Origin of the sequence: Olivibacter sp. LS-1, from assembly GCF_008245145.1 — a bacterium.
Classification (GTDB): Bacteria; Bacteroidota; Bacteroidia; order Sphingobacteriales; family Sphingobacteriaceae; genus Olivibacter; species Olivibacter oleidegradans.
Map to the genome: position 1 here is coordinate 6,000,511 of NZ_CP041643.1, position 25,762 is coordinate 6,026,272.

Below are 25,762 nucleotides of genomic sequence, written 5' to 3' on the forward strand. Positions count from 1 at the left end.
ATTCACCGAATCACTCACTGGTTTGAGATACGTTTTAGCTGCAATTGCTATTGTGGCAAGACGTCAAACTCCGCGCAGAATGAAATATTAACGGTCAAATATACAAGCAGTAGAAAGAAAAATAATCTTTTCATTTTAAAACGCGTTTAATTTAATCCATTCATGAAGTGTCGTAAACGGCTCCGTTGAAATTTCTTTAGCCATTTGAATTGAGGCGTCCGTATCTGGCCCCATATAGGTGTAAGACTCAAAATAGGCTAACAGCTGCGCCACTCCTTCTGCTCCCTCAAAGAAGCTGGAAAACACCTGAGCAGGAACTTGATTGAAGGTGTATTCTTTTCCATTAGCTTTAAAAGCTTCCAAAACATCATTGAAGCTATTTAATTCGGCCGCTAATGGCAAATAACTGCCATTCCCTACTTTTTTGGGATTTAAAAACGCTCCTGCAACTACTTTTCCCAAGTCGCTAATATCTGCCATGTGAATTACTTTCTTAGTTGGGTCGATGGGTAAGGTCCACCCAATAGAGCCGTCTTGTTGCCGCTGTGGTGCTGTGTGACCTTTGAAGTTTTGAAAGTAAAAGGGTGGCTGAACGAATGTATAATTTGCAAATCCTGCATTTTTTACTAATTCATCAACTTTTGCTTTTCCTGTAAATTGAGGAACATAAAACTGACCGTTACTGATTTTTTCAACGTTTGGTAACGTTGACCAAACGAAGTGATTCACATTAGCATTTTTTGCAGCCTCAATAGCCGTGTTTCCTTGTGCCAATTCATCGGCTCCTTCCCAAAAGTTAGTAACCACAAATACCCCGTGAGTATTTTGGAAGGCATGAGTTAATGATTCACGGTCCATTAAATCACCTTGTACCACGTCATCAGCCTTACCTTGATATTTATCCGGGTTTCGGGTAATTGCTCTAACTTTGAAAGAACCCTCCTTAATTAATGCATTTACGACTCCTTTTCCTTGTAGACCAGTCGCACCAACGACGGCAATTATTTTCTTTTCCATCTTGAATGTTTTTAAAGATTAACTATGCTACAAAGATGAGGGAGATGAACTGCATTCACCTATAAGGTAGTTTAAGAAAGAGCCTTAAGGTAGATTAAGATTTGACAATCTTATTTCGGATGGTACTAAGGAACTCCGGCGTTACACCTAGATAGGAGGCAATTTGAACGTTAGAGATACGATTAAAAAAATGGGGAGACATTTTTAAAAAGTCGAGGTAACGCTCCTCCGCGGTGGAACTAATATTTTGTAGGATTCTCCGATGAGCACTTATCAGCGCATTTTCTGTCAGGACTCTGAAAATTCGGTTAAATTTTATATTATCATCAAAGAGTTTGATCTGGTCCTCCTTTCCTAATTGAAGGACGGTCGAATTCTCCAAGGCTTCTATGTATAGTTTACTTGGCTCTTCCGAATAGAAGCTGCCAATATCCGTAATCCACCAATTCTCAATAGCAAATTGCAAATTGTATTCCTTCCCTTTTTCGTCAACCATGTACATTCTGAAACAGCCCTCAACTACGAACGTATGATGCTTACATATATCGCCTTTTTGAAGGATAAAATGCCTTCGTTTAACGCTTCGCTCCTTAAAAGCTTCTTCCACGATAGACTTCTCTTCTTCATTTAAAGGAAGGAGATTTTCGAAATAGTCTATTAATGGTTTTGTCCTCATTTTCGAATTCCTTACAACTCTCAAATATACGCGATAATCTTCTGTATGCAAGGATGTCAAGCATCTTTCCATCAACTCCTATAAATAGTGTTTTTAAGCATTTTATGCTGGAATTGTCATAATTCGTCCATATGGCTTTGTATAACTTTTTTATATTTCGTACACATATCTATTACACTCATTACCTTCATGATTTTTTATTAACCAAATAAAGTGCACATTGTATAAAAGCAGATTATAGCGAGGCATAGTCGACAGGGATGGCGTTGCCCCGCATGGAGAAGAGGCCCAAAACATCGGTTTGATGTACCTTGAAAAGGTGCCTTTTAATGGAGCGGGATATCGAACCGCCCAACTCAATAAAGCATTAAATTTTATTTTGATAAACAAGAGGGAAACAACAAAAAAGGGAAAGATTCGTTTTGAATCTTTCCCTTGTAGCCCGTAGGGGAATCGAACCCCTGTTTCAAGAATGAAAATCTTGCGTCCTAACCCCTAGACGAACGGGCCATCATTGCTTTCTCCGTTTCGGGACTGCAAAAATACATCTAAGATTTATAATTCAAAAAAAAATTTAAATTATTTCCAAACCTTCGCAATAGCCCACTTATTATCAACGATTTATTTTTCTCCTGCCTAATATTTGCACGCTTACCGGGCGTATGTTTTAGCAAGTTCTCTGAGCCATTTAATATGCTTTAAGCGGAATTGATTGTCTAAAAGCCGCCACTTCCAATTTATTCCTGTTGTTGCCGGTGTATTCATTCTTGCCTCTTTGCCCAAGCCAAGCACATCTTGCATAGCGATAATAGCCAACTTAGCGACAGAGGCATAAGCCATTCTGATCATTTCTTCATGGATGTTAGCGCCCTTAACCTTATGACCTTGATAATACTGCAAGCGATCTTTTCCTGCTCGATCAAGCTCTTCCTGGTACCAGCCAACGACCGTGTTGTTATCGTGTGTGCCTGTATAAACAACACTGTTTATCGAATACTGATGAGGAATATGAAGCGAGTAAGGCGCATCCTCTCCAAAAGCGAACTGTAAAACCCGCATCCCCGGGAGACCAAGCCGGTCTCGCAGTTTGTAGACGCCTGGACTTATATCGCCCAAGTCTTCAGCTATTAACGCAACGGCTCCAAGCTTTTCTTTCACTAATTTAAAGAGTTTCTCACGTGGCCCAATTTTCCAAGTGCCCTCCACGGCATTTTCTTTAGATGCCGGGACTTCCCAATAATCATAGAAAGCTCTGAAATGATCTAAACGAATGGAATGATACCACTCGAGATTTTTTTTAAATCTGGTTAGCCACCAAGCATACTTCTCTTGCTCGTGGGCTTTCCAGTTAAAGGTTGGCATTCCCCATAGCTGTCCTTCGGCATTAAAGTAATCGGGAGGTACGCCGGCAACTCCGCGCAAGTTTCCGTTCTCGCCTAAATTAAACAGGTGCCGGTTGGTCCAAACATCAACTGAATCGTAATTAACATATATCGGAAGATCACCCAACAATTGGATTGACAATGCTTCGCATTGTGCTTTCAGAACTTTCCACTCGTTAAAAAATTCATATTGTTGCCATTTCAGCTCCAAGAGGTCCACCTTATACTTCTTTGCAAGATCAGCGAGGGTTTGTCTATCTCGTAATTTCAATTTATCGGGCCACTTATACCAAGGTTGTCCCTCTTGCTGTTTTTTCAGTAAGAGATACATTGCAAAATCATCTAACCAATCACGCTCAGTCCGCATGAAACGCTCAAAGCCTTCCTGATAGCTATTTCGCTTCCCTTCAATAAAGCGTAAAAATGCTGCATGAAGCAGCTTTTGTTTGCTTGCTGAAACTTCATCATACGAGACTTGGGAATGCATAGGTAGCCTTGCATCTGCCAATTCCTTAACCGTTAGTAAGCCTTTTTGAACCAATACTTCCGGGCTGATTAAAATCGGGTTCCCTGCAAATACCGAATAAGCGCTGTAAGGAGAATAATATTCCTTCGCTCCGGTAGGATTTAATGGAAGTAACTGCCAAAAGCGTTGGCCCGCACGCGAAAGCTGTGAAGCAAAGCGTTGAGCCTCTGGCCCTAAATCGCCTATACCGAACGCAGAGGGGAGAGAAGTGAGCGACAACAAAATGCCAGCGGCTCGCGTTTTCTCACTTCCATTTACATGCAAAACTGTTAGCGGCAAACGGTTCCTAAACAGATCAGCCAAATGCAGCGCCCGCTCTACTTGTCCATTTTCATTATTTAATACATCAACAAAATCGATGGGAATATCTTCAGGCCAGTCGATCCTGGTGTCTTTCCAGTTAATATCCTCAATTGGACAAGCTTGATCTATACATAACTCAGCGATATATAAAGGGATAATGGCAATACTCCATTGTTGGCCGAATCGACGACAAAAAGCTAGTATATGATTCCGATACCGCCCTCTAACCTTCAATGGCAAATAAAGTCCTTGCTCAAACAACTTAGCGTGCTGTGATCGATAATGGAGCAGCTTTACGATCATCGCCATTTTTATATTGCCATTGGGATGTTCGCGCCAATATGTGAGCAAATCAATATCTTTCTTCTCAATCGACTTTAAAAATCGGTAGCGTAGCTTGTAGTCAACCTTGCGTCTGTTGTCGGGATCAACAAAACTAAGGTCTTGGTATTCCGCACCTTGGTAAAAATCCGGGACTCCCGGAGCTGTTGTTTTTAACAATACCTGTCCCAGTGAATTAAGCATTCCATACCTATCCACTTCTTCCAATAGCGATGCCCATAGCGGCCATAAACCTGCTTCCTCATCGAGCATGGAAAGAGCAAAATTAATACACTTTTCTTCGTATTCCTGATCTGGTTCCGCCCAATCGCTATGCACTTTCCCTTCTCTTAGTGCCTTTTCCAGATAGGCTGATAACCTTGTAGGATAATCCTCACGTTCTTCTTCAATGAGTGGATAAGTCGCCAATAACGTTTGATAAATAAAATAGCGGTCATTCACTTCAGGAACGACGATCTGCCTTGACTTTACCGCATTCTCCAGATTCGATACCGTTGTCTGCCATTTTTTGGGCAAACAGCTCAATGCTTGCAGTCTAGCCCGCGCATCCTCTCCGCGCTTGGTATCATGCGTGGCTGTTCCGTTCATGGCCAGCGGCCAATGTCGCTGCCGTTCTTCCATCTCCATATGGAAAGCTTTTTTTGAAAACCCGAAAGTTGACAACGAACTCCCCACTTCATTGTGGCCGATAAAGCGGTTATACGTATACATCAGCGTATCTTCCACACCTTTTGCCATCAAAGGGCCGGAAAACTGCATGAGTCGTTGATAAAAATATAATAGCCGCTCGTTAAAACGTTTATTATTGTTTTTCGGCACTGTCAACAGGAGTTCTTCCAAAACGTCAAGCGCAGCAATGAGATTTGGCTTGTTAGCTCGAATAGCCTGAAAAAGTGCTTTTAATTGCTTTCTTTCGCTTGACTCTAATGGAAAGCTGTTACCATAAAATCTATAGACTGGACAAAAAATTAGGATGGAAGAGATCGCTTCTTTCAGCAGGGTAACATCAAGCGATTCGAGTTCCACATCCGATAAAAACTTAGACCGTCGAAAAAATTCAAATAGATTGGCGGCCTCACCCTGCATATGTTGGTGCAAAATATAAGACTTCTTTTCTATCGTCTGTTGACAAATATCATCGTTATGACGACCAACCACTTGGTTGTAAATTTTATTGAAAGCACGTTCCCTGTCTGCGGTGAAAAGTTTGTTTGAAAGGGCTAAATAATCGTAGCCGGAAGTCCCTTGGATAGGCCAGACGGCCGGAAGCTTCTCCTTATCTTCAAGAATCTTTTCAACAACAATGTATACCTCGGGTCCTACAAGCTTTCTTAAATCGTACAAATACTTTTCCGGATCGAAAAGTCCGTCAATATGGTCTACACGCAAGCCTTGAAAGCAGGCCTCGTCAACCATTTGTTTTATGAATTGATGTGTTAGCGTAAATACATCATCTCGTTGCACTTGTGTGCAGATCAAACTATTAACTGTAAAAAAACGACGATAATTAATTTTTAAATCCGTTTCCTCCCAGCTGCACAGGCGGTAGTATTGCTGCTCACATACCGCGATGAGTGCCTCCTGGTCATGATTTATCTGCTCAAGTAAACGTTTCAATCGGCTTTGCACTCCCGGCGCTTGCGTATATTTATTCCATTCATCCAAAAAGTTCAGCCATGATGTTTCAAACCCCGACGCACTCCCTTTTCTTGTTTGTTCTGCTTTATCCAAAGCACTTTTCGCTGATTTTGCTTCATTTGGACTGCGTTTGAGTAAACGATCCATTATTGCTCGATAGGCATTCAAGTTTACAGGATAAAGCTGATCATAGTAAGCTAACCATAATTTGCTTTTCTTCCATACCAATTTAATTTCCTTTTGATCGATGGCTTTTTCTAAAGTCGACCCTAAGAAGGGCACCATAATAGCTCCCTGAAAAAAAACATTACCGAGCCCGGTATCAAACACATTGGCAAAGGGCGAGTTAGTCCCCTTTTCCATAACATCCATTAGCCAAGTGTTTGCATCATGAAAAGCCATATGATTAGGAACAATATCTTGTATCCACGCAAGTCCATGCGCTTTACATTTTGCCGTGAGTGTTCGCAATTCATCGAGCGTTCCTATTTCCGGATTTACTGTAAGCGGGTTTATGACATCATATCCATGGGTACTTCCAGGCACCGCTTCGAAAATGGGAGATGCATAAAGACTTTTTACACCCAAAGCTTGCCAATAAGGAACTAATTGCAGTGCATCTTTGAAGGTAAATCCTTTATGGAACTGAACACGATAAGTAGCTACAGGATTAAAAACAGTATACATGTTATTTGCTTGTTTGGTAATAAATAGATGCGCTCTGCGGAGCTAAGTGCAAAATTGGTGGGCTTGGTATTACAAAATCGTTCTGGAAGAACCGGGAATCAGAAGTATCAAAAATTTTAGCACTGGGATATTGCAGAAAGTGATCCTTTCTTTCTTGGATCTTATCACTGAAATTAAAATAAAAAAATAACGACTCCCGATCGGACCATCGATTTAACAGCAAAACACCTGAATCGCTGCAGACCTCAACATTTATATGCTTACGGTCTAATCGATGCCATGCTTCGTATTTCTTTCTTAATTGAATTAATCGTTTATAAAAGGTAAAAATTTCCCGATGGTTCGATTCATCTAAGGCTGACCAGTTAAGCTTCGACTGTTCATAGGTAGCCACGGCCATTGGATCAGGAGCATCTTCTTCGCCATGAAAGTCCTTAAATTCAGCACGTCTACCCTTTCTTACGGCCTCTGCAAGTTCTTCATCGGTATGACTGACGAAATATAGGAAAGGTTTTTTCTCCCCATATTCTTCCCCCATAAATAACATAGGAATATAAGGGGACGCCAACACAGCAGTAGCCATTACCTTCTGCAATCCCTCACTGTATAAGGCACTACTGCGTTCGCCCAACATACGATTGCCAATTTGATCATGATTTTGAGAAAAAACGACAAACTGACTTCCACTAGCTTCGGACGCTTTATTGCCGAATGTTTTTTTTCGATGAGGTGAATACGTCCCGTCATAAACATACCCATCGCGAAAAGACTTTGCCAAGTGAATTAGCGGTTCGAAATCGGCATAGTATCCGTTTCGGGGCTCGCCCACGGTAACTCTCAAGGCATGATGAAACTCATCGATCCATTGCGCATGCAGTCCATAACCGCCCTCGTTTACCGGAGTTATATAACGGACATCATTTAAATCGCACTCGCCGATAAGGTAATACGGCTTTCCACTGACGGCTGAAAGCTCATCCAGCTGTTCACGCATGGCTGCCAAAATATGCTTTGCTCCGTAATCCTTGATAGCATGTACGGCATCCAGTCGAAGTGCGTCAATATGAAAATCGCGAAACCACATCCGCATATTCTCAAGAATAAATTGCCGTACGCCATCGCAATAAGCATCATCCACATTGATGGCTTTTCCCCATGGCGTATGGTATTTATCGGTAAAAAAAGGCCCATATGATTCGAGATAATTCCCTTCCGGTCCGACATGGTTATAAACGACGTCTAGAATAACGGCTATCCCTTTGCGATGACAGGCGTCAACTAAGCGTTGCAAAGCGCGCGGCCCACCGTAACTTGCTTGGACAGCAAAAGGAAAGACACCGTCATAGCCCCAGTTTCTTTCACCGGGAAATTGGGCTACCGGCATGATCTCAATCGCGTTTACACCTAATTCAATTAAGTGATCAAGCTTGCCGACAACCCCGTCAAAAGTTCCATCAGAAGTAAACGTACCCACATGAAGCTCATAAATAAGATAGTCTTCCAATGCCAGGTTATGCCATTGTTGGTCTGACCAATTGTGTTTGCTTAGGTCGATAGCCTGAGAATACCCATGGACGCCCTGAGGCTGAAAACGAGAGGCAGGATCCGGCAAAGCGGATTCCTGATCTAAAGCTACCTTGTATAAGGTACCATCTTTTATTTTTTCGGTATTGGCAGACCAAAAACCAAAGCCGGCCTCCTTCAGGTCGATTACGTCACCATTTTCGACATGTACGCGGACTTCCTTACTACTCGGTGCCCATACTCCTATTGTGGTTTGACCGGTATGAATATCTACTCCAAAAGCATTAAAATTAAGTGATCGGCTCATAATATAATCGTGAAGTTAACCCTGTAAAGGGGCATGAAAAAGAACAACGGAACGCCCGGCCACTTTGATGACATCACCCGGTTGATAACCATTCTCATCTTCTACCTGTGCATCGTCGGTATTTAATACTTTAGTCCACTTACTTCCATATTTTTCATTTGGAAGCTTATAATCAATCGGCTCATGATGAGCATTGAAGATTACATAAAAATGATCGTCGTAAATTTTATTGCCTTTAGGGTCTACCGACCTAATCCCTCTACCATCTAGATTAACCGCGAGCGATTTAGCAGTATCATTATCCCATGCTTCGTCCGGCATAATATTGCCTTCCGGCAAAAACCAAACGATATCTTCAACACCGGCACCCTTTATCTTCTGTCCCATGAACCATTTTCGGCGGCAAAAGGTTGGATGGCTTTTTCTTAAGTTTATTAATTTTTTGGTAAAGGCTAACAAGTCCTGATCTGCCTCTTTCCAATTATACCATGATATTTCATTATCCTGGCAATAGCCATTGTTGTTCCCTTGTTGTGTACGTCCCAATTCATCGCCACCCAATAACATAGGAATACCTTGAGATAAAAACAAGGTGGTTAAAAAATTCCGTTTTTGTTTAGACCGCAACGCCAAAACTTCCAAATTATCAGTCGGACCTTCTTCTCCACAGTTCCAAGAGCGATTATGGCTCTCCCCATCGTTGTTATCCTCGCCATTGGCTTCGTTATGTTTTTCGTTATAAGAAACCAAATCATTCAGAGTAAAACCGTCGTGCGCAGTAATAAAGTTTACACTGGCTGTGGGTGTTCTGTAATCATCCCGATACAAATCGGAGCTACCGGTAAATCGAGAGGCAAATTCACCTAATTTACTTTCCTCTCCGCGCCAGTAATCGCGTATACAATCACGATATTTTCCATTCCATTCCACCCAGCCTGCAGGAAAGTTACCTACCTGGTACCCCCCTTCTCCGATATCCCAAGGCTCTGCAATCAACTTTACCTGCGAGATAATTGGATCTTGGTGGATAATATCAAAAAATGCGCTCAGCTTATTTACGTCATGAAACTCGCGCGCTAACGTTGATGCCAAATCAAAACGGAAGCCGTCAACACGCATTTCTAAAATCCAATAACGAAGACTATCCATAATCAGTTGCAGCACATTTGGCAGGTTGGCATTCAAAGTATTTCCGGTACCGGTATAATCTACGTAATAACGACCATCTTCAGTAAGCCGATAATAAGAGCTATTATCAATGCCACGAAAACTTAGCGTTGGCCCTAATTCGTTACCCTCTGCCGTGTGATTGTATACTACATCTAAAATCACTTCGATACCTGCTTCATGTAGATTTTTCACCATCTGTTTAAACTCTGTAACCTGCTCACCATTCATGCCACTGGAGCTATACTTTACATCAGGTGCAAAGAAACCTATCGTATTGTAGCCCCAATAATTGCTTAGGCCAATATCCTGGAGATGCCAGTCATTTACAAAATGGTGAATGGGCAAGAGTTCTATGGAAGTAATTCCAAGATCTTTTAGATATTGAACAGTTGTGGGATGACCGATAGCTGCATAGCTACCTCGGATATTATCCGGGATATCGGGATGTGTATAAGTGAACCCCTTAACATGTGCTTCATAGATGATGGTCTGATGGTACATAACATTAGGCTTTCGATCGTTCCCCCAATCGAAGGAATCATCGATAACAACCGATTTGGGAACATATGGGGCACTATCTTGTTCGTTAAAACTTAGGTCTTTTTCACCATCTTTGATATTGTATCCAAAAATAGACTCGTGCCACTTGATAACACCGGCTATTGCCTTGGCGTAGGGATCCATCAAAAGCTTATTTGGATTAAAGCGATGTCCTTCATCCGGTTTATAGGGGCCATGGACCCGATAGCCGTATTTCTGTCCGGGTTTCACATCCGGAAGGTAGATATGCCAAATATCATGGGTTCTTTCTTTGATAGGTATTCGTTCTTCATTGGCATCTGATTGATCTGAATCAAAGAGGCAAAGTTCAACGCCTTCTGCGTGTCTGGCAAATAAAGCGAAGTTCGTTCCTTTGCCATCATAGGTGGCCCCTTGCGGATAGGGACTACCAGGGTAGACTTTTCGTTCCATAGTTTTTAAATCTCATTATATCTGTAACAAGGATTCTGCGTAAGCTTCTTCGATATCCTGCAAATAATTGCCGTGGTGACGAACTTCTTAAGATATCGACTCTCATTGAACAAGCGTATCGGGCTTTTGTTTAGGGAATACGGACTACTGGGGCGCTTTTTTTTTCAACTCCCGAAAGGTGTTCAATTCTATATCACCTTCAAAAAAAAACGCCTGAACAGCATGTTCAGGCGTTTGTATTATTTTTAATAATATTATTAATATTTTGCAGGAACGCCGCTCTTTACGGTCGACTTAGCAATAAATTCCCGCAGATCATCATTTGCTTTTTCTAAATCCACCTGCCGCATGTAAATCATATGCCCTGTGCGATATCCCTTAAAAGACATTCTATCCTGAAACTTCCCGGCAGGATCCATTTGCCACAAATTATATTTAGCATTAAAATAGTCGCAAGCACCGTCATAATAGCCGGATTGCACCATGACATGCAGATAAGGGTTTTCTGCCATGGCTTGTTGTAGATCGTTGCCTGTATGATCATCACTACGATCCCAAGGATATACAGAACCAAAGACATTATACTTTACGTCGGTTTTGAAATTCAGTTCGTTGCGAACATAATAGTTGATTGCGGGAGTAAAGGAGTGCATCCAGGAGCTAAGCTCAGCATTATAGTCCGGCCGCTCGCCCCCATCTTTTTTATCTTTACCAAGATAGCGCGAATCCAAACGTCCAATGGTTAAACCTCTATCACGCAACAGTTCTTTCCAAAAAAACTGAGTAGATATGTCGAAATTATTCTGAAGTATTAACTTTTCCGATATCCCTGCATATCGCGCCATTTTCGACGCAATTTGTTGTTTCTCGGCCATCGGTACCGAACCACCTCGCGTTACCGTGGGCAACAATTCGTTTACGGTGAATTCTTCAACTTCAGGCAGTAATTGATCCAAGTCTTTTTGCTGCATATCGCTTCCAAGCGCCTTATGATACCAAGCCGTAGCCGCAAAATAAGGGAGCCGCAAGGCAAGGTCTACCGGCCCTTCTCTTTTTAATCCGAGGTCGGTTGGAGACACCAAAACGACTCCATTAAGATACATCCATTGCGCATCCTGAAGCTCAAGTGCCAAGCCCGATACACGCGTTGTTCCGTAACTCTCTCCAATTAGATATTTGGGAGACTGCCACCTATTGATTCTGGTAACAAAGGTATTCAACCAGGCAGCCAAGTATTTGATATCGGCATTTACTCCGAAAAACAGTGACTTATCTGTTTTTTTATCCAGAATTCTTGAATAGCCGGTGTTTACAGGATTAATGTAAACGATATCGGCTACATCTAAAATAGAATAGGGATTATCGCGCATCTCTCCATATGGCTGCACCGGATAGCCCTCATCATCCAAAGTCAGAATCCGCGGTCCTGTATAACCAATTTCCATCCATAAGGACGCCGAACCGGGCCCTCCGTTAAACGAGATCACCAAGGGTCGATGCTTTTTGTCGTTTACGTCCGATCGTTCATAATAGGTATAGTTGACCGTTGCAATGGCTTTGCCTTCGTCATTCCATATCGGCTGCATACCGATGCTTGTATTATAAGCAATTTTGCTCCCTTTAATGACGGTGGTATGCTTCGTGGAGATAACCGTATCGGCCGGTGGATCCGGTTGCGCAAAGGATTTACTAAAAAATAGATACAGGCATAAAGCAAGTAGACAGATTTTTTTCATGTAAGCTGATTTGATTGCTATAAAAATAGCGATTAGTTCAAAAAGGCTGTGTGTTCTACAACAATATTACAAACTATCTTAACACCTTTGGTCACGAAGCAGCTTATTCATACTTAATACTGCTCGCTATCATTCGGAAATTCTACGGCCTTCACATCTGCGATGTATTGTTGAACCGCGGAGGTAATCAGTTGATCAAGTTGCAAATACTGGCGAACGAATTTTGGTTTAAAATGCTTATTCAACCCTAATAAGTCATGAACAACCAGCACTTGTCCATCCGTTGCCGAACCTGCGCCTATACCAATGGTTGGTATACGCAAATGATCCGTTACTTCTTTCGCCAGTTTGGCGGGAATTTTTTCTAACACAACGGCAAAACAACCCAACTCATGCAAAAGTTGCGCATCTGTATTCAATTTATGCGCTTCATGTACACCGGTCGCCCTTAAACCGTAACCACCATACGTGTTTATCGACTGAGGCATAAGTCCGAGATGTCCCATTACCGGTATACCGGCATTGATAATTAATTTGATAGCTTCTTTGATTTCTATCCCGCCTTCCAATTTCAGCGCATGGGCGCCCGTTTCTTTCATAACCCGTACGGCTGCTTTTAGAGCATCATATGGGTCTCCCTGGTAGCTTCCAAAAGGTAAATCAACCACCAGCATGGCTCGTTTGATTGCCCGGGAAACTGAGGCGGCATGGTATATCATCTGATCTAAGGTTATTGGTAACGTGGTATCGTAACCTGCCATTACATTGGCAGCCGAGTCACCCACTAAGATTATATCAACACCCGCTGCATCTAAAATACTTGCCATGGTATAATCATAAGCCGTTAATACCGAAATTTTTTCACCGGTAGCTTTCATCTCTAAGATGCTATTTACCGTAACTTTTCTAACTTCTTTATGTATCGACATATAGCAAAGGTAATAATAGGTAGGTATAGTTGACCACTTTTTCTTTACCTTTGCCCCTATGTTATCGATTACTGAAGAGAATTATCTGAAAGTATTGTTGCATATTGCAGAGGACAGCAATGGCCAACAAGAAGCTGGCACGAATCAAATTGCCTCACAGCTTCACGTGCGACCTGCTACCGCCACAGATATGCTAAAGAAATTAAAGGAAAAGGGCTTAGTAGATTACCAAAAATATGGCAAAATCTCCTTAACGGATCAAGGACGCGCTCATGCAATTGCCGTGGTGCGAAAACATCGCCTTTGGGAAACGTTTTTATTTGATAAATTAGGGTTTAGTTGGGACGAAGTACATGAAGTTGCTGAACAACTTGAACATATCAAATCTGAAAAACTGATTGAGCGATTGGACAAGTATCTCGGTTGTCCACAATTTGATCCTCATGGTGATGCAATTCCCTCTGCTAAAGGGGTGCTGGTTACAGAAAAAAGAAAGACCCTGGCAGAAGCCACGTTGGGAAGCAAGAAAAAGGTAAATGCAGTGAAAGATAACAGTCCTGAATTTTTACAATATGTCTCTCAACTTGGCATAGCTATTGGTGACCCCATCCTGATCAAGAAGCGCTTCGCTTTTGATGGATCAATGGAGATTGAAATAGATGGGAAAACGACTACCATTTCGCAAAAGGTTGCCGAGAACATTTTTATTAAATAGATTAAGATAAAGAGTTATGTCTAACGACATTAATATAAGGAATAAAAAGGCTTATTATGAATACCATATCCTTGAAAAGTATATTGCCGGTATTCAATTATTGGGAACCGAGATAAAATCGATCCGGCAGTCCAAGGCGAATATAGGGGATGCGTTTTGCGCGTTCTTAAATGATGGCTTGTATATTCGGAATATGCATATAGCTGAGTATTCACATGGCTCCTTTTATAATCATGAATCAAAGCGCGACAGAAAACTTCTGTTGACCAAAAAAGAGTTAGCTAAATTAAAAATTAAAGGGGAAGAAAAGGGCTTCACGATAATTCCGCTAAAGATTTTCGTAAATGAGCGGGGGTATGCGAAAGTCGAAATTGCACTTGCTCAAGGGAAAAAAGATTACGACAAAAGGGAAAGTATCAAAGAACGGGATACAAAAAGGGAATTGTCACGAACTTATAAGCTGTAACATCGGCAACCACGCCTTTGCATCCTGACGGCGCACAGGATGTAAAACCTACCAGGCCTGATCGCCTACAAGCGGAACGAATCGAAAGGTATCAAGTTCGATCTTCTCAAAATCTTGTTCACCTGTACGAATAACCGTCACCATTTTTTGTGTCTTTGCATCACCTACCGGGATAACCAATATACCTCCAATGGCTAATTGTTTTAACATGATTTCGGGCACAAAAGGTGCACCTGCTGTTACAATAATTTTGTGATAAGGAGCATATTGAGGCAATCCTTTTGAACCATCTCCTAAAAAAAAGTGGGCTTGGTATCCCATGTAGGGAAGCACTTTAATAGTCCTATTATAAAGATTAGTTTGCCGTTCAATGGTAAAAACTTCGGCTCCAAGTTCGAGTAAAATACATGTTTGGTAACCTGAACCCGTTCCAATTTCAAGCACCTTATCCCCTCTCCTAATATGCAACAGCTCCGTTTGATAGGCTACCGTGTAAGGTTGAGAGATTGTCTGTCCGTCGCCTATAGGAAAAGCGATGTCTTTGTACGCTTGTGTCCAAAAGGTCTCATCAAAAAAAAAGTGGCGTGGCACCTTTCCAACAGCGCTCAATACTGCCTCATCAGCAATACCTCTTTTTCTTAATGTTTCAACCAGTTGCTTTCTGGCACCTTTTTCCCGATAGTTGTCTACAAATTTATAAGCCATTACTCTTCCAAAAATACGTTTGTTTTGGCATTAAAAGAAGCTCGTTTGGATGGTCTACTCCTAATTAATTCAGGACTTGGGTATTATTTTTTACTTTTTTGGCGCATTCGACAAAATCTTCATATCTTTCTAGCGTCTTTGGATCGTTAAATGTAATAACATGAGGAAAGTACTTTTGGCCTTAGTATTCTTTAGTATAAGTTTTCCATTGTGTGCGCAAATTACACGTATTGATACGCTAGCATACAAACCGATTCATATCCCCCAAAAGCAAGGACCTCGTTTTTCCGAGTTTTTATATTCAGTTGGATTACGAGCCTTCGCCTACGAACAATTCCCCAAAATACTGGACCAAACTACACGTGAACATTTTTATTCATCGGCATTTAATGGTTTATTTTTCAAGTTTAATGACAACCAAATAAGCTACCGAATCGCCGGCTCGTATTTCGACAAAGATGTTTCGCTCAATGGCAATTGCATCAATTGCAGTGGCAACGGAAACTTAAAAAACACAACCATCAAGATTGGGTTTGAAAAAAATATAACCTATACGCGTTTACAGCCTTACTTTGGTCTGGATCTCGGTTATACATACCAGAAATACAAAGGCTCATACATGAATGGCAGCGATATAAACGTTACAAATGATGCTGTTATCGATCGGAAAGATGCGATATTGGCATCTCCCTTTATCGGCCTAAAATTTAATATTATCCCTACAGTGACCATAGCCGCCGAGAGCAACCTAACCGTTGCTTACAGTTTTCAAAAGATAGAAATTGCCCACGATGAAACGACTGAAAAAAGACCAACTGAAAAAGGTTGGGAGTATTATTTCGGCCCTGTTGGCATCCTGAGTGTACAATTTAATTTTGGCAATCTATATTAATAAGGATCCACATCCAGTTGCACAAAAACTCCTTTATTTGCCTTGTTACTTTCAAAAGTGATGAGTAGCTGGCGAAGAGCCGTCTTTACTTTTTGTATACTGGTTCCATCACGTTCGACTTTAATCAGCAGGGTATTAATAAAATAATTTCTGATGCGCGAAATGAGTGGCGTTTCGGGACCTAAAACCCGATTACCGAAGGCCTCCTTCAGTAAGGTACCCAAACGTTGGGCAGCATTATACGCCTCGTTTTGATCTTTGTGTTTTACGTCAATCTTAATCAATCGATAAAAAGGTGGGTAAGCATAATGTTTCCGCTCTTGAACCTCAGTCATAAACATCCCTTCATAATCATGATGTACGACCTGCTCGAGTACGCGATGCTGGGTTGCGTAAGCCTGTATAATAACATTTCCTGCGGAACTTCTCCTTCCGGCACGACCGCTTACTTGCGACAACAAAGAAAAGCTTCTTTCAAAAGCTCTGAAGTCGGGATAATTAATCAAGGCGTCTGCATTGATAATTCCAATAACGGTAACCTTACCAAAGTCCAATCCTTTTGCTACCATTTGGGTACCAACAAGCACATTGAACTGCTGCTCATCGAAGTCGGTAATTATCCGTTCGAAGCTATCCTTCCCCCTTGTGGAATCCAAATCTAGACGGCCGATTTTGGCTTCCGGAATCAACATGGACAGTTCCTCTTCAATCCGCTCCGTGCCAAAACCTTTATTCTCTAAGTGCGTGGATCCGCAAGCAGGACATACCTGGATCTGCTCTTCTTTAAATCCACAGTAATGACAATGTAATTTACCTGTACTCTTATGAAAAGTTAAACTAACATCACAGTTTGTACATTTCGGAGTGTATCCACAAGTGCGGCACAACAGCATCGGGGTATACCCTCTTCTATTCTGGAAAAGAATTACCTGCTCTTTATTATTTATTGCCTGCTTAATCTCATTTAATAACACTTCACTGAAATAAGACTGCAGTCGCTTATCACGACCTTCTTCCTTTAAGCTCACAATACGGATCGTCGGAAGCTTAGATTCACCATATCGTTGCGACAAGGTCACTAATCCATATTTGTTTGACTTGGCATTGTAATAGGTCTCAATAGAAGGTGTAGCTGACCCTAACAGCACTTTTGCATGATGTAAATGTCCAAGATAGACCGCTGTGTCCCTGGCATGATAACGAGGGGCGGGATCGAATTGCTTAAAAGAAATTTCGTGTTCTTCGTCTATAATGATCAAGCCCAGGTTTTGAAAAGGTAAAAAGACGGCCGATCGAGCACCTAAAATTACTCTAATCTCGCCCTTTAAAACTTTTTGCCATACTTCTGCCCGCTCATTATCATTAAAACGGGAATGATAGACCCCCACTTCCTGTCCGAAGTATATCCGGAGACGTTCTACTATTTGTGAAGTTAAAGCGATTTCGGGTAGAAGATACAGGATCGTGTTTCCTTGTGTAAGCGCCGCTTCAATAAGGCGAATATATAGCTGGGTCTTACCGGAAGCGGTAATACCGTGAAGTAACACGACGTCTTTTTCTAAAAATTGACGCTGTATTGATTCAATCGCCTCTTGCTGCGCTGCACTTAAATCAAAACCGGACTCCACGAAAACATCTTCACCATATAACCGGCTTACAACGCGCTCCTCAATGATAAAAACGCCTTTATCTATCAAAGCCTTTAAGGCCGACTGCCCACAGCCGCTTGCTTCCAATAATTCACTCTTTGCTATGTGTTCTTGTCTTTTACGCAACTGTAAATAAGCTAATACGGCATCTTGCTGTTTAGGGGCACGCTCTAAACTATCCAAAAGCAGATGCCGCTCCTCGCCCTGATCAAAAAAGGAGCTGAGAACGACGAACGCCTTTTTCTTTGGCTTGTAACGTTCCCGCAGCTCTTCAGATATGACAATGGCATCTTTATTAAACAGGCTTTTTAATATAGGGAACACCGTTTTTTGTCCTAACAACTTCATGATGTCGCTCACCTTCAGCTCGCCGGCCAAATCAAGAGCATCCAATATTAGAAATTCTTTATCATTGAGGGAAGTTCTGTCTACCAAAGCCAATCGATCGGATGCCATTACTTTCGTCTCGGAGGCCAGTTTGAAAACGGCCGGCATGGCAGCCTGCATGACCTCGCCTATATGACACATGTAATAGTCGCTCACCCAATCCCAAAGCTTCAACTGATCTGCAGTAACGACCGGTGAATCATCTAAAACATCCAATATATATTTCGCCTCATAGCGTTCGGGTGCTTTTGATGATATAGCATAGACAATTGCAGCGTATATCTTACTTTTTCCAAATTGTACGATAACCCTTTTCCCAACAGCCACCGACGACGTCAGTTCATAAGGTACACGATAAGTGTAAGTTTTCGAAATAGCTAATGGCAGTATAACATCAACAAACTTTGTAGTTCTTTCCTGTTGATGTCCTTCCGCCTGAAGTTCTAACATAAATAATAAGATTATAAAAATGTGGAGCCAACTACCTCCCTTTCAGGGTAGCTAAAAACAAACTGGCCCAACCTAAGATGAAGGCCAATCCTCCCAAGGGTGTTATAGGCCCCAAAATATGTGTGGCACTGATTCCTGTTAGCTCACGTGTAGATAACAAATACAATGAGCCCGAGAAGAAAAATATACCGATTGTAAAAGCAATATAGGAAAGATTGATCAATATGTTCTTTGCGCGCGAAAAAGTAGCTAAAAAGAGAAGGGCTAACGTATGGTAAAATTGATAGTTAACGGCCGTATGCCAATTATCCAGGCTCTGGTCGCTTATTCGACCCGAAAGACCATGTGCACCAAATGCCCCCAAAACAACCGCTATCATCCCAAAAAAAGCAGCTGTAAGTATAATACGTTTGTTCATGTAGTCAGTTCAGTTTTATCCGCTAATTTAATAAACCTATTACATATTCGCTTGGTGCGATGTTAATTTTTTAACTTTGCTTATATCCCATGAGAAAGCTAATAATAATTACCAGCATATTATTCGTTGCAGTAATTGCAGCGGCCATACTATATTTTACAAGTTTACAAAGTAATAGTCGCAATCAAAACAACGCTTTGGCCTATATCCCGGCAGATGCCGCTTTTTTGGTATCTTTCCAAAACGATAAGTCTTTCTATAACATCTTCAACGATTTTAAAATCTTTGAAGCAATCCTTGGCAAGGAAACACAACATGAACTTAGCTATCTACATAAACAGTTTTTAAAGAGTCCTGACTTTTCGGAACCTACGACGAAGCAAACGCTCTATTTTTCTTTTCATCCCACAAAGGACCGCATCAACTGGCTATTGACGATTCCTTTTAAAACAAAATTGACGCCCGAAAACGCCGCCTCAATGTTGCAGAAAAACCTGGAAGGTGTGGGAACAATTACAGCCGATTCAACATCTTCTTATCTCTATAGCATTAAAATACGAGCGCTTGACAATTCCTTTTACGTCGCCTTTAGATCAGGAGTAGCGTTTTTCAGCCATCAACGTGATTTAATTGCTCGGGCCACAGACGATAAAGCGACACATCTATCGGCCGATTTTCTTCAAGAATTAGCCAAAAATGGGCATAAGAACGACAATTCCATACTTAACCTTCATTTGAACCATAGCGAAGTGTTTAAGTTCGTTAATAACTTAATAAGAACAAAACCGGGCAATAACATACAATTATTGGAAGGACTGAAGGGCATGTCATCGCTGAATATGAATTTCAAAAGTGATGCCCTCATGTTTAGCGGGTTGAGTAGTATGGACCATGCCATGGCGAAGGGTAATTACCTATCGATCTACGCCAAGCAGTCGGCTGTAGAAGGCGAGCTGAAGCGAGTGCTCCCGGCAAACACCGCAGCTTATGCCGCCTTTGCCCTTTCTAACTATAAGGGCTTCCATCAAGAATTGACTGAACTGCTAAAAAAACGCAATCAATTAAATCGAATCAATGACCAACTAGCACTGATAAAGTCGTCTAAAAAAATCGATCTCGATACAGCCTTATTAAATCAGTGGGGCAATGAATTCGCATCGATTGAGTTAACCACAAGGGAAACTTTAGGAATTATTAAAGTGAAGGACTCACTTATTTTCGAAAGAAATATGGAAAAACTCACCACTGCCGTTACAGAAGATATACGCAGGTTCGACAATTCCAATCTATTGTATTATTCGTTTGGTGATCCGATGCTTCCCTTTCAACGGCCATACTTCACCTTAATCAATAATTATTTAATTTGTGCGAACACCATTAGCACGCTTCAGCAACTCAGAAAACAATACGAAGAAAAGCAACTCTTAATAAATACCATTCCCTTTATAGAATTCAGCCGACTGCAGGCAAACAAATCTAATGTCACGTTCTTTATTCATAACGAAAACGCAAAACTGAATATCAAGCGACTTTTAAAGCCGGCATTTGAGAAGGTGTACAACGATACGGCAAATTTCAATTTTAAAGATTTTCAGGCATTTTCTTTTCAACTGAGCGGATACAATGGGAATTTCTACAGCAATTTAAGCGCAAAATATCTTTCTGCTGATAAGTCGAATTTACAAGCGGAGTGGGTTGCCGATTTGAGCAGTGAAATTGCCTATCCCCCCAGCGTTTGGACTTATACCGACAGTACGAACTTTATTGTTACGCAGGATAAAAGCAATAGATTGTACGCCTTCTCAACCGAAGGTAAAGAGTTGTGGAGAACTGCTTTGTCAGGACCGATCCTTGGGCCTATTTCCCAGCTTCCTGATAAAAGTTTGGTTTTCAACACAGCGGAACGACTGTATAGATTTGCTCCCAATGGCTCTCCTATGTTTGGCTTCCCCATTGTGCTAAACCATCCCGCAACGGCTGGTATGACCCTATTTCGTGTCAATAAGGATTATGAAAAAATATTCATTCCAGCCGAGCAACGGATTCTTGGCTATGACAGTAATGGAAAAGAATTACCCGAATGGAAGAACAAAACTGTTAAGGGTCATATTTTATTTAACTTGAAAACGGCACTTTTAGAAGACTTCAATTATGTAATAGCGCTGACAAGCAGTGGCCAGGTCTACTTATTCAATCATAACGGCAATTTAGTTTCGTTACTTGAAAGCACCGGCAACGATGTTTTTCGGAATAACTTTGGCGTAGAAACAAACCCAAGCGACCAATCTGAATCACGAATTGTTACAACCGATACAAGCGGCATGCTAGTAAGTTTTTACTTCGATAAAAGACAAACCAAAACGAGCCTCGGAAAATGGACGGAAAACTTTCATTTTGCTACTGAAAACATACAGGGCGACAGCATTCCTGAGCTTATATTTGCTGATGATCGACAGCTTTATGCCTACTCAAGTAAAGACAGTACGCTCTTATTCAGTCATAATTTCAATACCGAAATTGCAGGACCTCCCTTATTTTTTCCGTCAGCCAACAAAACGCATACCATTGGTATAACCACTAATGCCAAGCTTTTGTACGTATTTGAAGACGATGGCTCAATCGCTAAGGGCTTTCCGTTGGAAGGGTATGCTCCGTTCTATTTTGGCGGATTGAAGAACGATGGACATAGGTACGCGCTAATCAGTAAGGATGGCCGTAAATTAGCAGCTTATAAGTTAGACTAAGACTTTAAGTGCTTTTTTGGCGTGGTCGGAATAAAATCTTTTAAGTAAAAAGGTTCAAAATACGCGACATCTTCGAATGCCTCACAGTGCCACTTTCGACAAGATTCATCAACAAGATATTTTGCCGAGTTCAGAAAATTACCGGACACTACGACCGTTTCGTTTCCTTCAAACAGCGATGAAAATTTGTTAGCGCCATCACCAAAAAGAACAATCTTTTGTTGTCGCTCCGAGAACTCCTCAAAAGAATCCGCGCCAATAATCCGAGCCTCAACAGGTCGGATTTGATTCCCTTGCCCACTGTAGATGGCTGAGTAAACTTCCATCCTTCGTGCATCAATCATTGGACAAAAGAAAAGATCCGATTGTCCGCTCGTTTTAGCAACCGTTGAGCTGAATCCTTTAAACATCGCTTCCAAGGTATCAACAGCAATTAGCGGGATGTCTAAGGCAAAACAAATGCCCTTTGCCGTGGACACGCCAATACGCAAACCCGTATAAGATCCTGGGCCCTTACTGATTGCCACAGCATCCAAATCGTTAATTTTACAATTCGCTTGGTTTAAAACCTGGTGAATAAAAACCGTTAATTTCGAAGCATGAATATTAGGTTCATGCCGGTCTATAGAGGCTCGCACTACCCCATCAGTGCTTAGCGCTACAGAGCAAACCGATGTTGCCGTTTCAATATGTAAAATATTCATTTTCTAAAAAACATTCAAGCTATTCCGTCAAGGTACAGGATCATGTCCATGCCCACCCCAAGGATGACATCGGCCAATACGTTTTAATGTCAACCACCCACCTTTAAATGGGCCATGTTTTTTAATTGCATCTATACCATACTGAGAACAGGTGGGTGTATACCTACAAGTTCCGGGAAATAAAGGAGAAATAAATAATCGGTACGCTTTGATTAACATTAAAAAAATGAAACCTATTATGCTTTTAATTCCCCTTTGCCATATGATGCGTATTATATTCATGCTGAATTTTCGCTAATGCAATCCCCATTCGCTTATGAATAGTTTGATAATCGAGGATTTCCTTGCCTATATATTGGAAAGCAAGCAATAGTTCCTCCTCATGGTGCGTGATAAAAGTATGCAGAATATGCTTTTGTAGCCTATACGCCTCCCTGGTACGTCGCTTTAAAAGATTTCGGTCAACCGCTCGTTTAAAACGACGCTTTGGAACGGAAACAACAATTTGAATAGGATGTGGAAGGTGTTGGCTTGGTAAAAAAGAAATTCTGTATGGGTATAAAATAAAGGAAGAACCACTTTGAAAAAGCTTCGTTAGAAGTTTTTTGTTACAAAGTCGTTCTTCCTTTTTGAATGTGTATCTCACCATAAATACCAAATGCTATTTATTATACAGCGAAACCGGCGCTGGCTTCGGCGTAAAAAAGCAAGGTACCGGAGAAATAAACTTATGCTTTGTGACGACGTTCGTCAGAAACAGTCAATTTTTTTCTGCCTTTTGCTCTTCTGGAAGCTAATACTCTACGACCATTAGCAGTGGCCATACGCTCCCTAAAACCGTGCTTATTTCTTCTTTTACGTTGCGAAGGTTGAAATGTTCTTTTCATTACTATTAATTTTATATTTTTAAGCTGCCCCTGTATTATGAGGAGTAGCACCCTATACATCTTTCTGTTCTTAAAACAAGATCGCAAAGGTAAGGCTTATTCCTTAATATTCAAACCTAAATAAATTTATTTTTCATGCAAAACAATGGCTTCTACATAGAAAATGAATTTATTTTGCTCTTTTCCGCTATTTGAAGGCTATTTTATAGCGGAAATATATTATTAAAATAGATTCCTATACTGGCTATCCATACCTGTCGAGCTGAAATATGTGAGCGAAAAATACCCGGTCGATCCGTCATCAAATTATCTTGCCTGCTTTATTTATATTATCTTAAGCGCCGAGCAGGATCTTACACCGTCATCATTATCTACCAGGCTGGAGCCGGCGGGCAATGATGGGCTTTTATCAGTCCACTATGCGTCTTGGGTGCTTCAAAGTATAAAAAACATCAATTCTTAGTTTTTAATATATCCCTGATTTCTGCCAAAAGAACTTCCTCCTTGCTAGGTACAGGCGGTGCGGACGGGGCAGCTTCTTCCTTCTTCTTCAACGAATTAATTCCCTTTATGATTAGGAAAAGGGCAAAAGCAACAATAATAAAGGAAATTACCTGCGACAAAAAGTTGCCATATTTAATTGCCGTCCCCGGAATCACCAGTTCAGACAAATTTTTCAAATTGGCGGCCTCCAAAGCCGGGGTAAGAATAGCGGGTGTAATGATATCTTCCACCAGGGAACTTACGATTTTTCCAAATGCTCCTCCGATGATAACACCGACAGCTAAATCAACCACATTGCCACGCATGGCAAATTCTTTAAATTCTTTTGCGAAACCCATATTTCGTGTTTTTAGTTCAACATTTCTGTAACACTAAAGTAAATATTTTTGTTTATTCAAATAAAAATTTAAGCAAATAAATAGTATTTTAATACCAAAGGGATCGCCTTATCGTTTAAAAAATCTGTACTTTTGCACCAAAGGGTGCTGATCATAAAGCAATAATGTACCCATTAATTTGATATGCTAAAACAAAGTTTACAGCAAAAATTACTTCAAAAATTATCACCGCAGCAAATCCAGTTCATTAAGCTGCTGCAGGTACCAACGGTATCATTGGACGCCCGTATTAAGGAAGAGCTTGAGGAAAATCCTGCACTGGAAGACATGAGCTTAACGAACATGAACGAACCGGCAGAAGAATACCCCGACAAAGATCCCGAGGACAATTATAATGAAGAAGAACAAGGAAGTGAAGGGGACGAGTTTAACGTAGATGATTACCTGCAAGAAGAAGATGTTAACGATTATGGAAATAATCTTAACAATAGCAGCGATGATGAGGAAGACCGAAAAGAAATGCCCATTGCTATTCAAAATTCTTTTTTTGAAAATCTGCAACAACAACTTGATTTGCTGGCACTGAACGACAAAGACTTTTTAATTGGCCAACAGATAATCGGCAGCCTAGACGACGACGGTTATCTTCGGAGACCTATACTATCTTTAATAGATGACTTGGCATTTTCACAAAACGTCATGGCAACAGAGGAGGAGGTTGAAGAAATTCTAAAAATCATTCAAACATTTGATCCTGCCGGTGTAGGCGCCCGTGATTTGCAAGAATGTCTACTAATCCAACTCAGAAAAAAAGATCAGGACAACCCCGTCATTCGGGAAGCTATTTTAGTGGTAGAGAATTATCTAGATGAGTTTACAAGAAAACACTATGATAAGCTTGAAAAAGCGTTGAACATCAATTCCGACGAATTAAAAAAAATTGTAGATGAAATTTTAAAGCTAAACCCAAAACCTGGTGACGCCGGATCTGCTTCTGAAAAGCAACTGCATATTATACCTGATTTTCATATTACGAACAATGACGGTATACTGATTCTTACGCTGAACGCGCAAAATGCCCCCGAGCTGCGCGTAAGCCGATCGTATCAGGAAATGTTCGAACACTACGACAAGGCAGCGCAAAAGGATAAAAAAATGAAGGAGGCTGTTCAGTTTGTAAAACAAAAGCTCGATTCTGCAAAATGGTTCATTGATGCTATTAAGCAGCGTCAACAGACCTTATTGAAAACCATGAATGCGATTATGAATTATCAATACACCTATTTTCTGACGGGTGACGAGCGTAACTTGAAGCCAATGATCTTGAAAGATATTGCTGATAAAATCGACATGGATATTTCAACGGTTTCGAGAGTAGCCAATTCAAAGTATGTTCAGACAGAATTTGGCACTTTTTTATTAAAGTCGTTCTTTTCAGAGGCCATTCAAACGGATAGCGGTGAAGAGGTATCAAATAAGGAAGTTAAGAAAATCCTCGAGGAGTGCATAGCTAATGAAGACAAAAGAAAACCTTTAGCCGATGAAAAGTTAACGGAGATTTTGAAAGAAAAGGGTTATACAATTGCTCGCCGGACAGTAGCCAAATATCGCGAAGCAATGAATATTCCAGTTGCTAGGTTGCGAAAAAAGCTTTAAAATCACCCGTGGCATAGGAAAAAAAACTGGCTTCGGGA

General features: G+C 41.1%; 20 protein-coding genes and 1 tRNA gene. 5 read left to right on the top strand and 16 right to left on the bottom strand.

Annotated elements, in window-relative coordinates; genetic code table 11:
* Positions 1-135: 135 nt before the first annotated feature.
* From FKG96_RS25145 to panB, 8 genes are all read right to left on the bottom strand, one after another.
* Positions 136-1,017 (bottom strand): NmrA/HSCARG family protein, encoded by an 882-nt coding sequence (locus FKG96_RS25145; protein WP_130857976.1) that lies wholly within the window; start codon positions 1,015-1,017, stop codon positions 136-138.
* 94 nt (positions 1,018-1,111) lie between these two features.
* The gene (locus FKG96_RS25150) at positions 1,112-1,693 is read right to left on the bottom strand and encodes a Crp/Fnr family transcriptional regulator (RefSeq protein ID WP_130857975.1); all 582 of its coding nucleotides are present in this window, start codon (positions 1,691-1,693) and stop codon (positions 1,112-1,114) included.
* Between the two features lie 438 nt (positions 1,694-2,131).
* Positions 2,132-2,203, bottom strand: a tRNA-Glu gene (locus FKG96_RS25155).
* Between the two features lie 141 nt (positions 2,204-2,344).
* Positions 2,345-6,571 (bottom strand): malto-oligosyltrehalose synthase, encoded by a 4,227-nt coding sequence (gene treY / locus FKG96_RS25160; protein ID WP_149106265.1) that lies wholly within the window; start codon positions 6,569-6,571, stop codon positions 2,345-2,347.
* A 1-nt stretch (position 6,572) separates the two neighbouring features.
* Positions 6,573-8,402, bottom strand: a complete 1,830-nt coding sequence (gene treZ, locus FKG96_RS25165) for a malto-oligosyltrehalose trehalohydrolase (protein WP_130857896.1) — start codon at positions 8,400-8,402, stop codon at positions 6,573-6,575.
* A gap of 15 nt (positions 8,403-8,417) precedes the next feature.
* Positions 8,418-10,544, bottom strand: a complete 2,127-nt coding sequence (glgX, locus tag FKG96_RS25170; RefSeq protein ID WP_149106266.1) for a glycogen debranching protein GlgX — start codon at positions 10,542-10,544, stop codon at positions 8,418-8,420.
* A gap of 257 nt (positions 10,545-10,801) precedes the next feature.
* Positions 10,802-12,280, bottom strand: a complete 1,479-nt coding sequence (locus tag FKG96_RS25175) for a S10 family peptidase (RefSeq protein WP_013663629.1) — start codon at positions 12,278-12,280, stop codon at positions 10,802-10,804.
* Between the two features lie 113 nt (positions 12,281-12,393).
* Positions 12,394-13,209, bottom strand: a complete 816-nt coding sequence (gene panB, locus FKG96_RS25180) for a 3-methyl-2-oxobutanoate hydroxymethyltransferase (protein ID WP_013663630.1) — start codon at positions 13,207-13,209, stop codon at positions 12,394-12,396.
* Between the two features lie 58 nt (positions 13,210-13,267).
* On the opposite strand from panB, the gene FKG96_RS25185 reads away from it, so the two are divergent.
* Complete coding sequence (locus FKG96_RS25185; protein ID WP_013663631.1) at positions 13,268-13,924, top strand: metal-dependent transcriptional regulator; 657 nt, start codon at positions 13,268-13,270, stop codon at positions 13,922-13,924.
* Positions 13,925-13,940: 16 nt separating this feature from the next.
* Positions 13,941-14,390 (top strand): SsrA-binding protein, encoded by a 450-nt coding sequence (gene smpB, locus FKG96_RS25190; protein WP_130857894.1) that lies wholly within the window; start codon positions 13,941-13,943, stop codon positions 14,388-14,390.
* A gap of 48 nt (positions 14,391-14,438) precedes the next feature.
* On the opposite strand, the gene FKG96_RS25195 is transcribed toward smpB, so the two are convergent.
* Entirely contained in the window at positions 14,439-15,095 is a 657-nt protein-coding gene (locus FKG96_RS25195) for a protein-L-isoaspartate(D-aspartate) O-methyltransferase (RefSeq protein ID WP_130857893.1), read from the bottom strand.
* Between the two features lie 160 nt (positions 15,096-15,255).
* Between FKG96_RS25195 and FKG96_RS25200 the strand changes: the two genes are divergently transcribed.
* Positions 15,256-15,987 (top strand): hypothetical protein, encoded by a 732-nt coding sequence (locus FKG96_RS25200; RefSeq protein ID WP_130857892.1) that lies wholly within the window; start codon positions 15,256-15,258, stop codon positions 15,985-15,987.
* Here FKG96_RS25200 and priA read toward each other — a convergent pair.
* Both priA and FKG96_RS25210 read right to left on the bottom strand, forming a co-directional pair.
* On the bottom strand, positions 15,984-18,473 hold the full coding sequence (gene priA, locus FKG96_RS25205) for a primosomal protein N' (protein ID WP_130857891.1): 2,490 nt from the start codon (positions 18,471-18,473) through the stop codon (positions 15,984-15,986). The two genes, FKG96_RS25200 and priA, sit on opposite strands and share 4 nt — an antisense overlap.
* 31 nt (positions 18,474-18,504) lie before the next feature.
* Positions 18,505-18,891 (bottom strand): DUF423 domain-containing protein, encoded by a 387-nt coding sequence (locus FKG96_RS25210; RefSeq protein ID WP_013663636.1) that lies wholly within the window; start codon positions 18,889-18,891, stop codon positions 18,505-18,507.
* A gap of 89 nt (positions 18,892-18,980) precedes the next feature.
* Here FKG96_RS25210 and FKG96_RS25215 point away from each other — a divergent pair, with 89 nt between their 5' ends.
* A complete protein-coding gene (locus FKG96_RS25215; RefSeq protein ID WP_130857890.1) occupies positions 18,981-21,635 on the top strand; it encodes a hypothetical protein in 2,655 nt (884 codons plus the stop codon).
* Here FKG96_RS25215 and tsaB read toward each other — a convergent pair.
* From tsaB to mscL, 5 genes are all read right to left on the bottom strand, one after another.
* Entirely contained in the window at positions 21,632-22,339 is a 708-nt protein-coding gene (gene tsaB, locus FKG96_RS25220) for a tRNA (adenosine(37)-N6)-threonylcarbamoyltransferase complex dimerization subunit type 1 TsaB (RefSeq protein WP_130857889.1), read from the bottom strand. The genes FKG96_RS25215 and tsaB overlap by 4 nt on opposite strands.
* Positions 22,340-22,366: 27 nt before the next feature.
* Positions 22,367-22,621, bottom strand: a complete 255-nt coding sequence (gene yidD, locus FKG96_RS25225) for a membrane protein insertion efficiency factor YidD (protein ID WP_013663639.1) — start codon at positions 22,619-22,621, stop codon at positions 22,367-22,369.
* Positions 22,584-22,988, bottom strand: a complete 405-nt coding sequence (locus tag FKG96_RS25230) for a ribonuclease P protein component (protein WP_130857888.1) — start codon at positions 22,986-22,988, stop codon at positions 22,584-22,586. The genes yidD and FKG96_RS25230 overlap by 38 nt, the downstream gene beginning before the upstream one ends.
* 79 nt (positions 22,989-23,067) lie before the next feature.
* Positions 23,068-23,226 carry a 50S ribosomal protein L34 gene (gene rpmH, locus FKG96_RS25235; RefSeq protein WP_041387836.1) on the bottom strand — a complete coding sequence of 53 codons (159 nt, stop codon included), beginning with the start codon at positions 23,224-23,226 and terminating at the stop codon, positions 23,068-23,070.
* 452 nt (positions 23,227-23,678) lie between these two features.
* On the bottom strand, positions 23,679-24,068 hold the full coding sequence (gene mscL, locus FKG96_RS25240; RefSeq protein WP_013663642.1) for a large-conductance mechanosensitive channel protein MscL: 390 nt from the start codon (positions 24,066-24,068) through the stop codon (positions 23,679-23,681).
* A gap of 183 nt (positions 24,069-24,251) precedes the next feature.
* Here mscL and rpoN point away from each other — a divergent pair, with 183 nt between their 5' ends.
* A complete protein-coding gene (rpoN, locus tag FKG96_RS25245) occupies positions 24,252-25,724 on the top strand; it encodes an RNA polymerase factor sigma-54 (RefSeq protein ID WP_013663643.1) in 1,473 nt (490 codons plus the stop codon).
* Positions 25,725-25,762 lie beyond the last annotated feature (38 nt).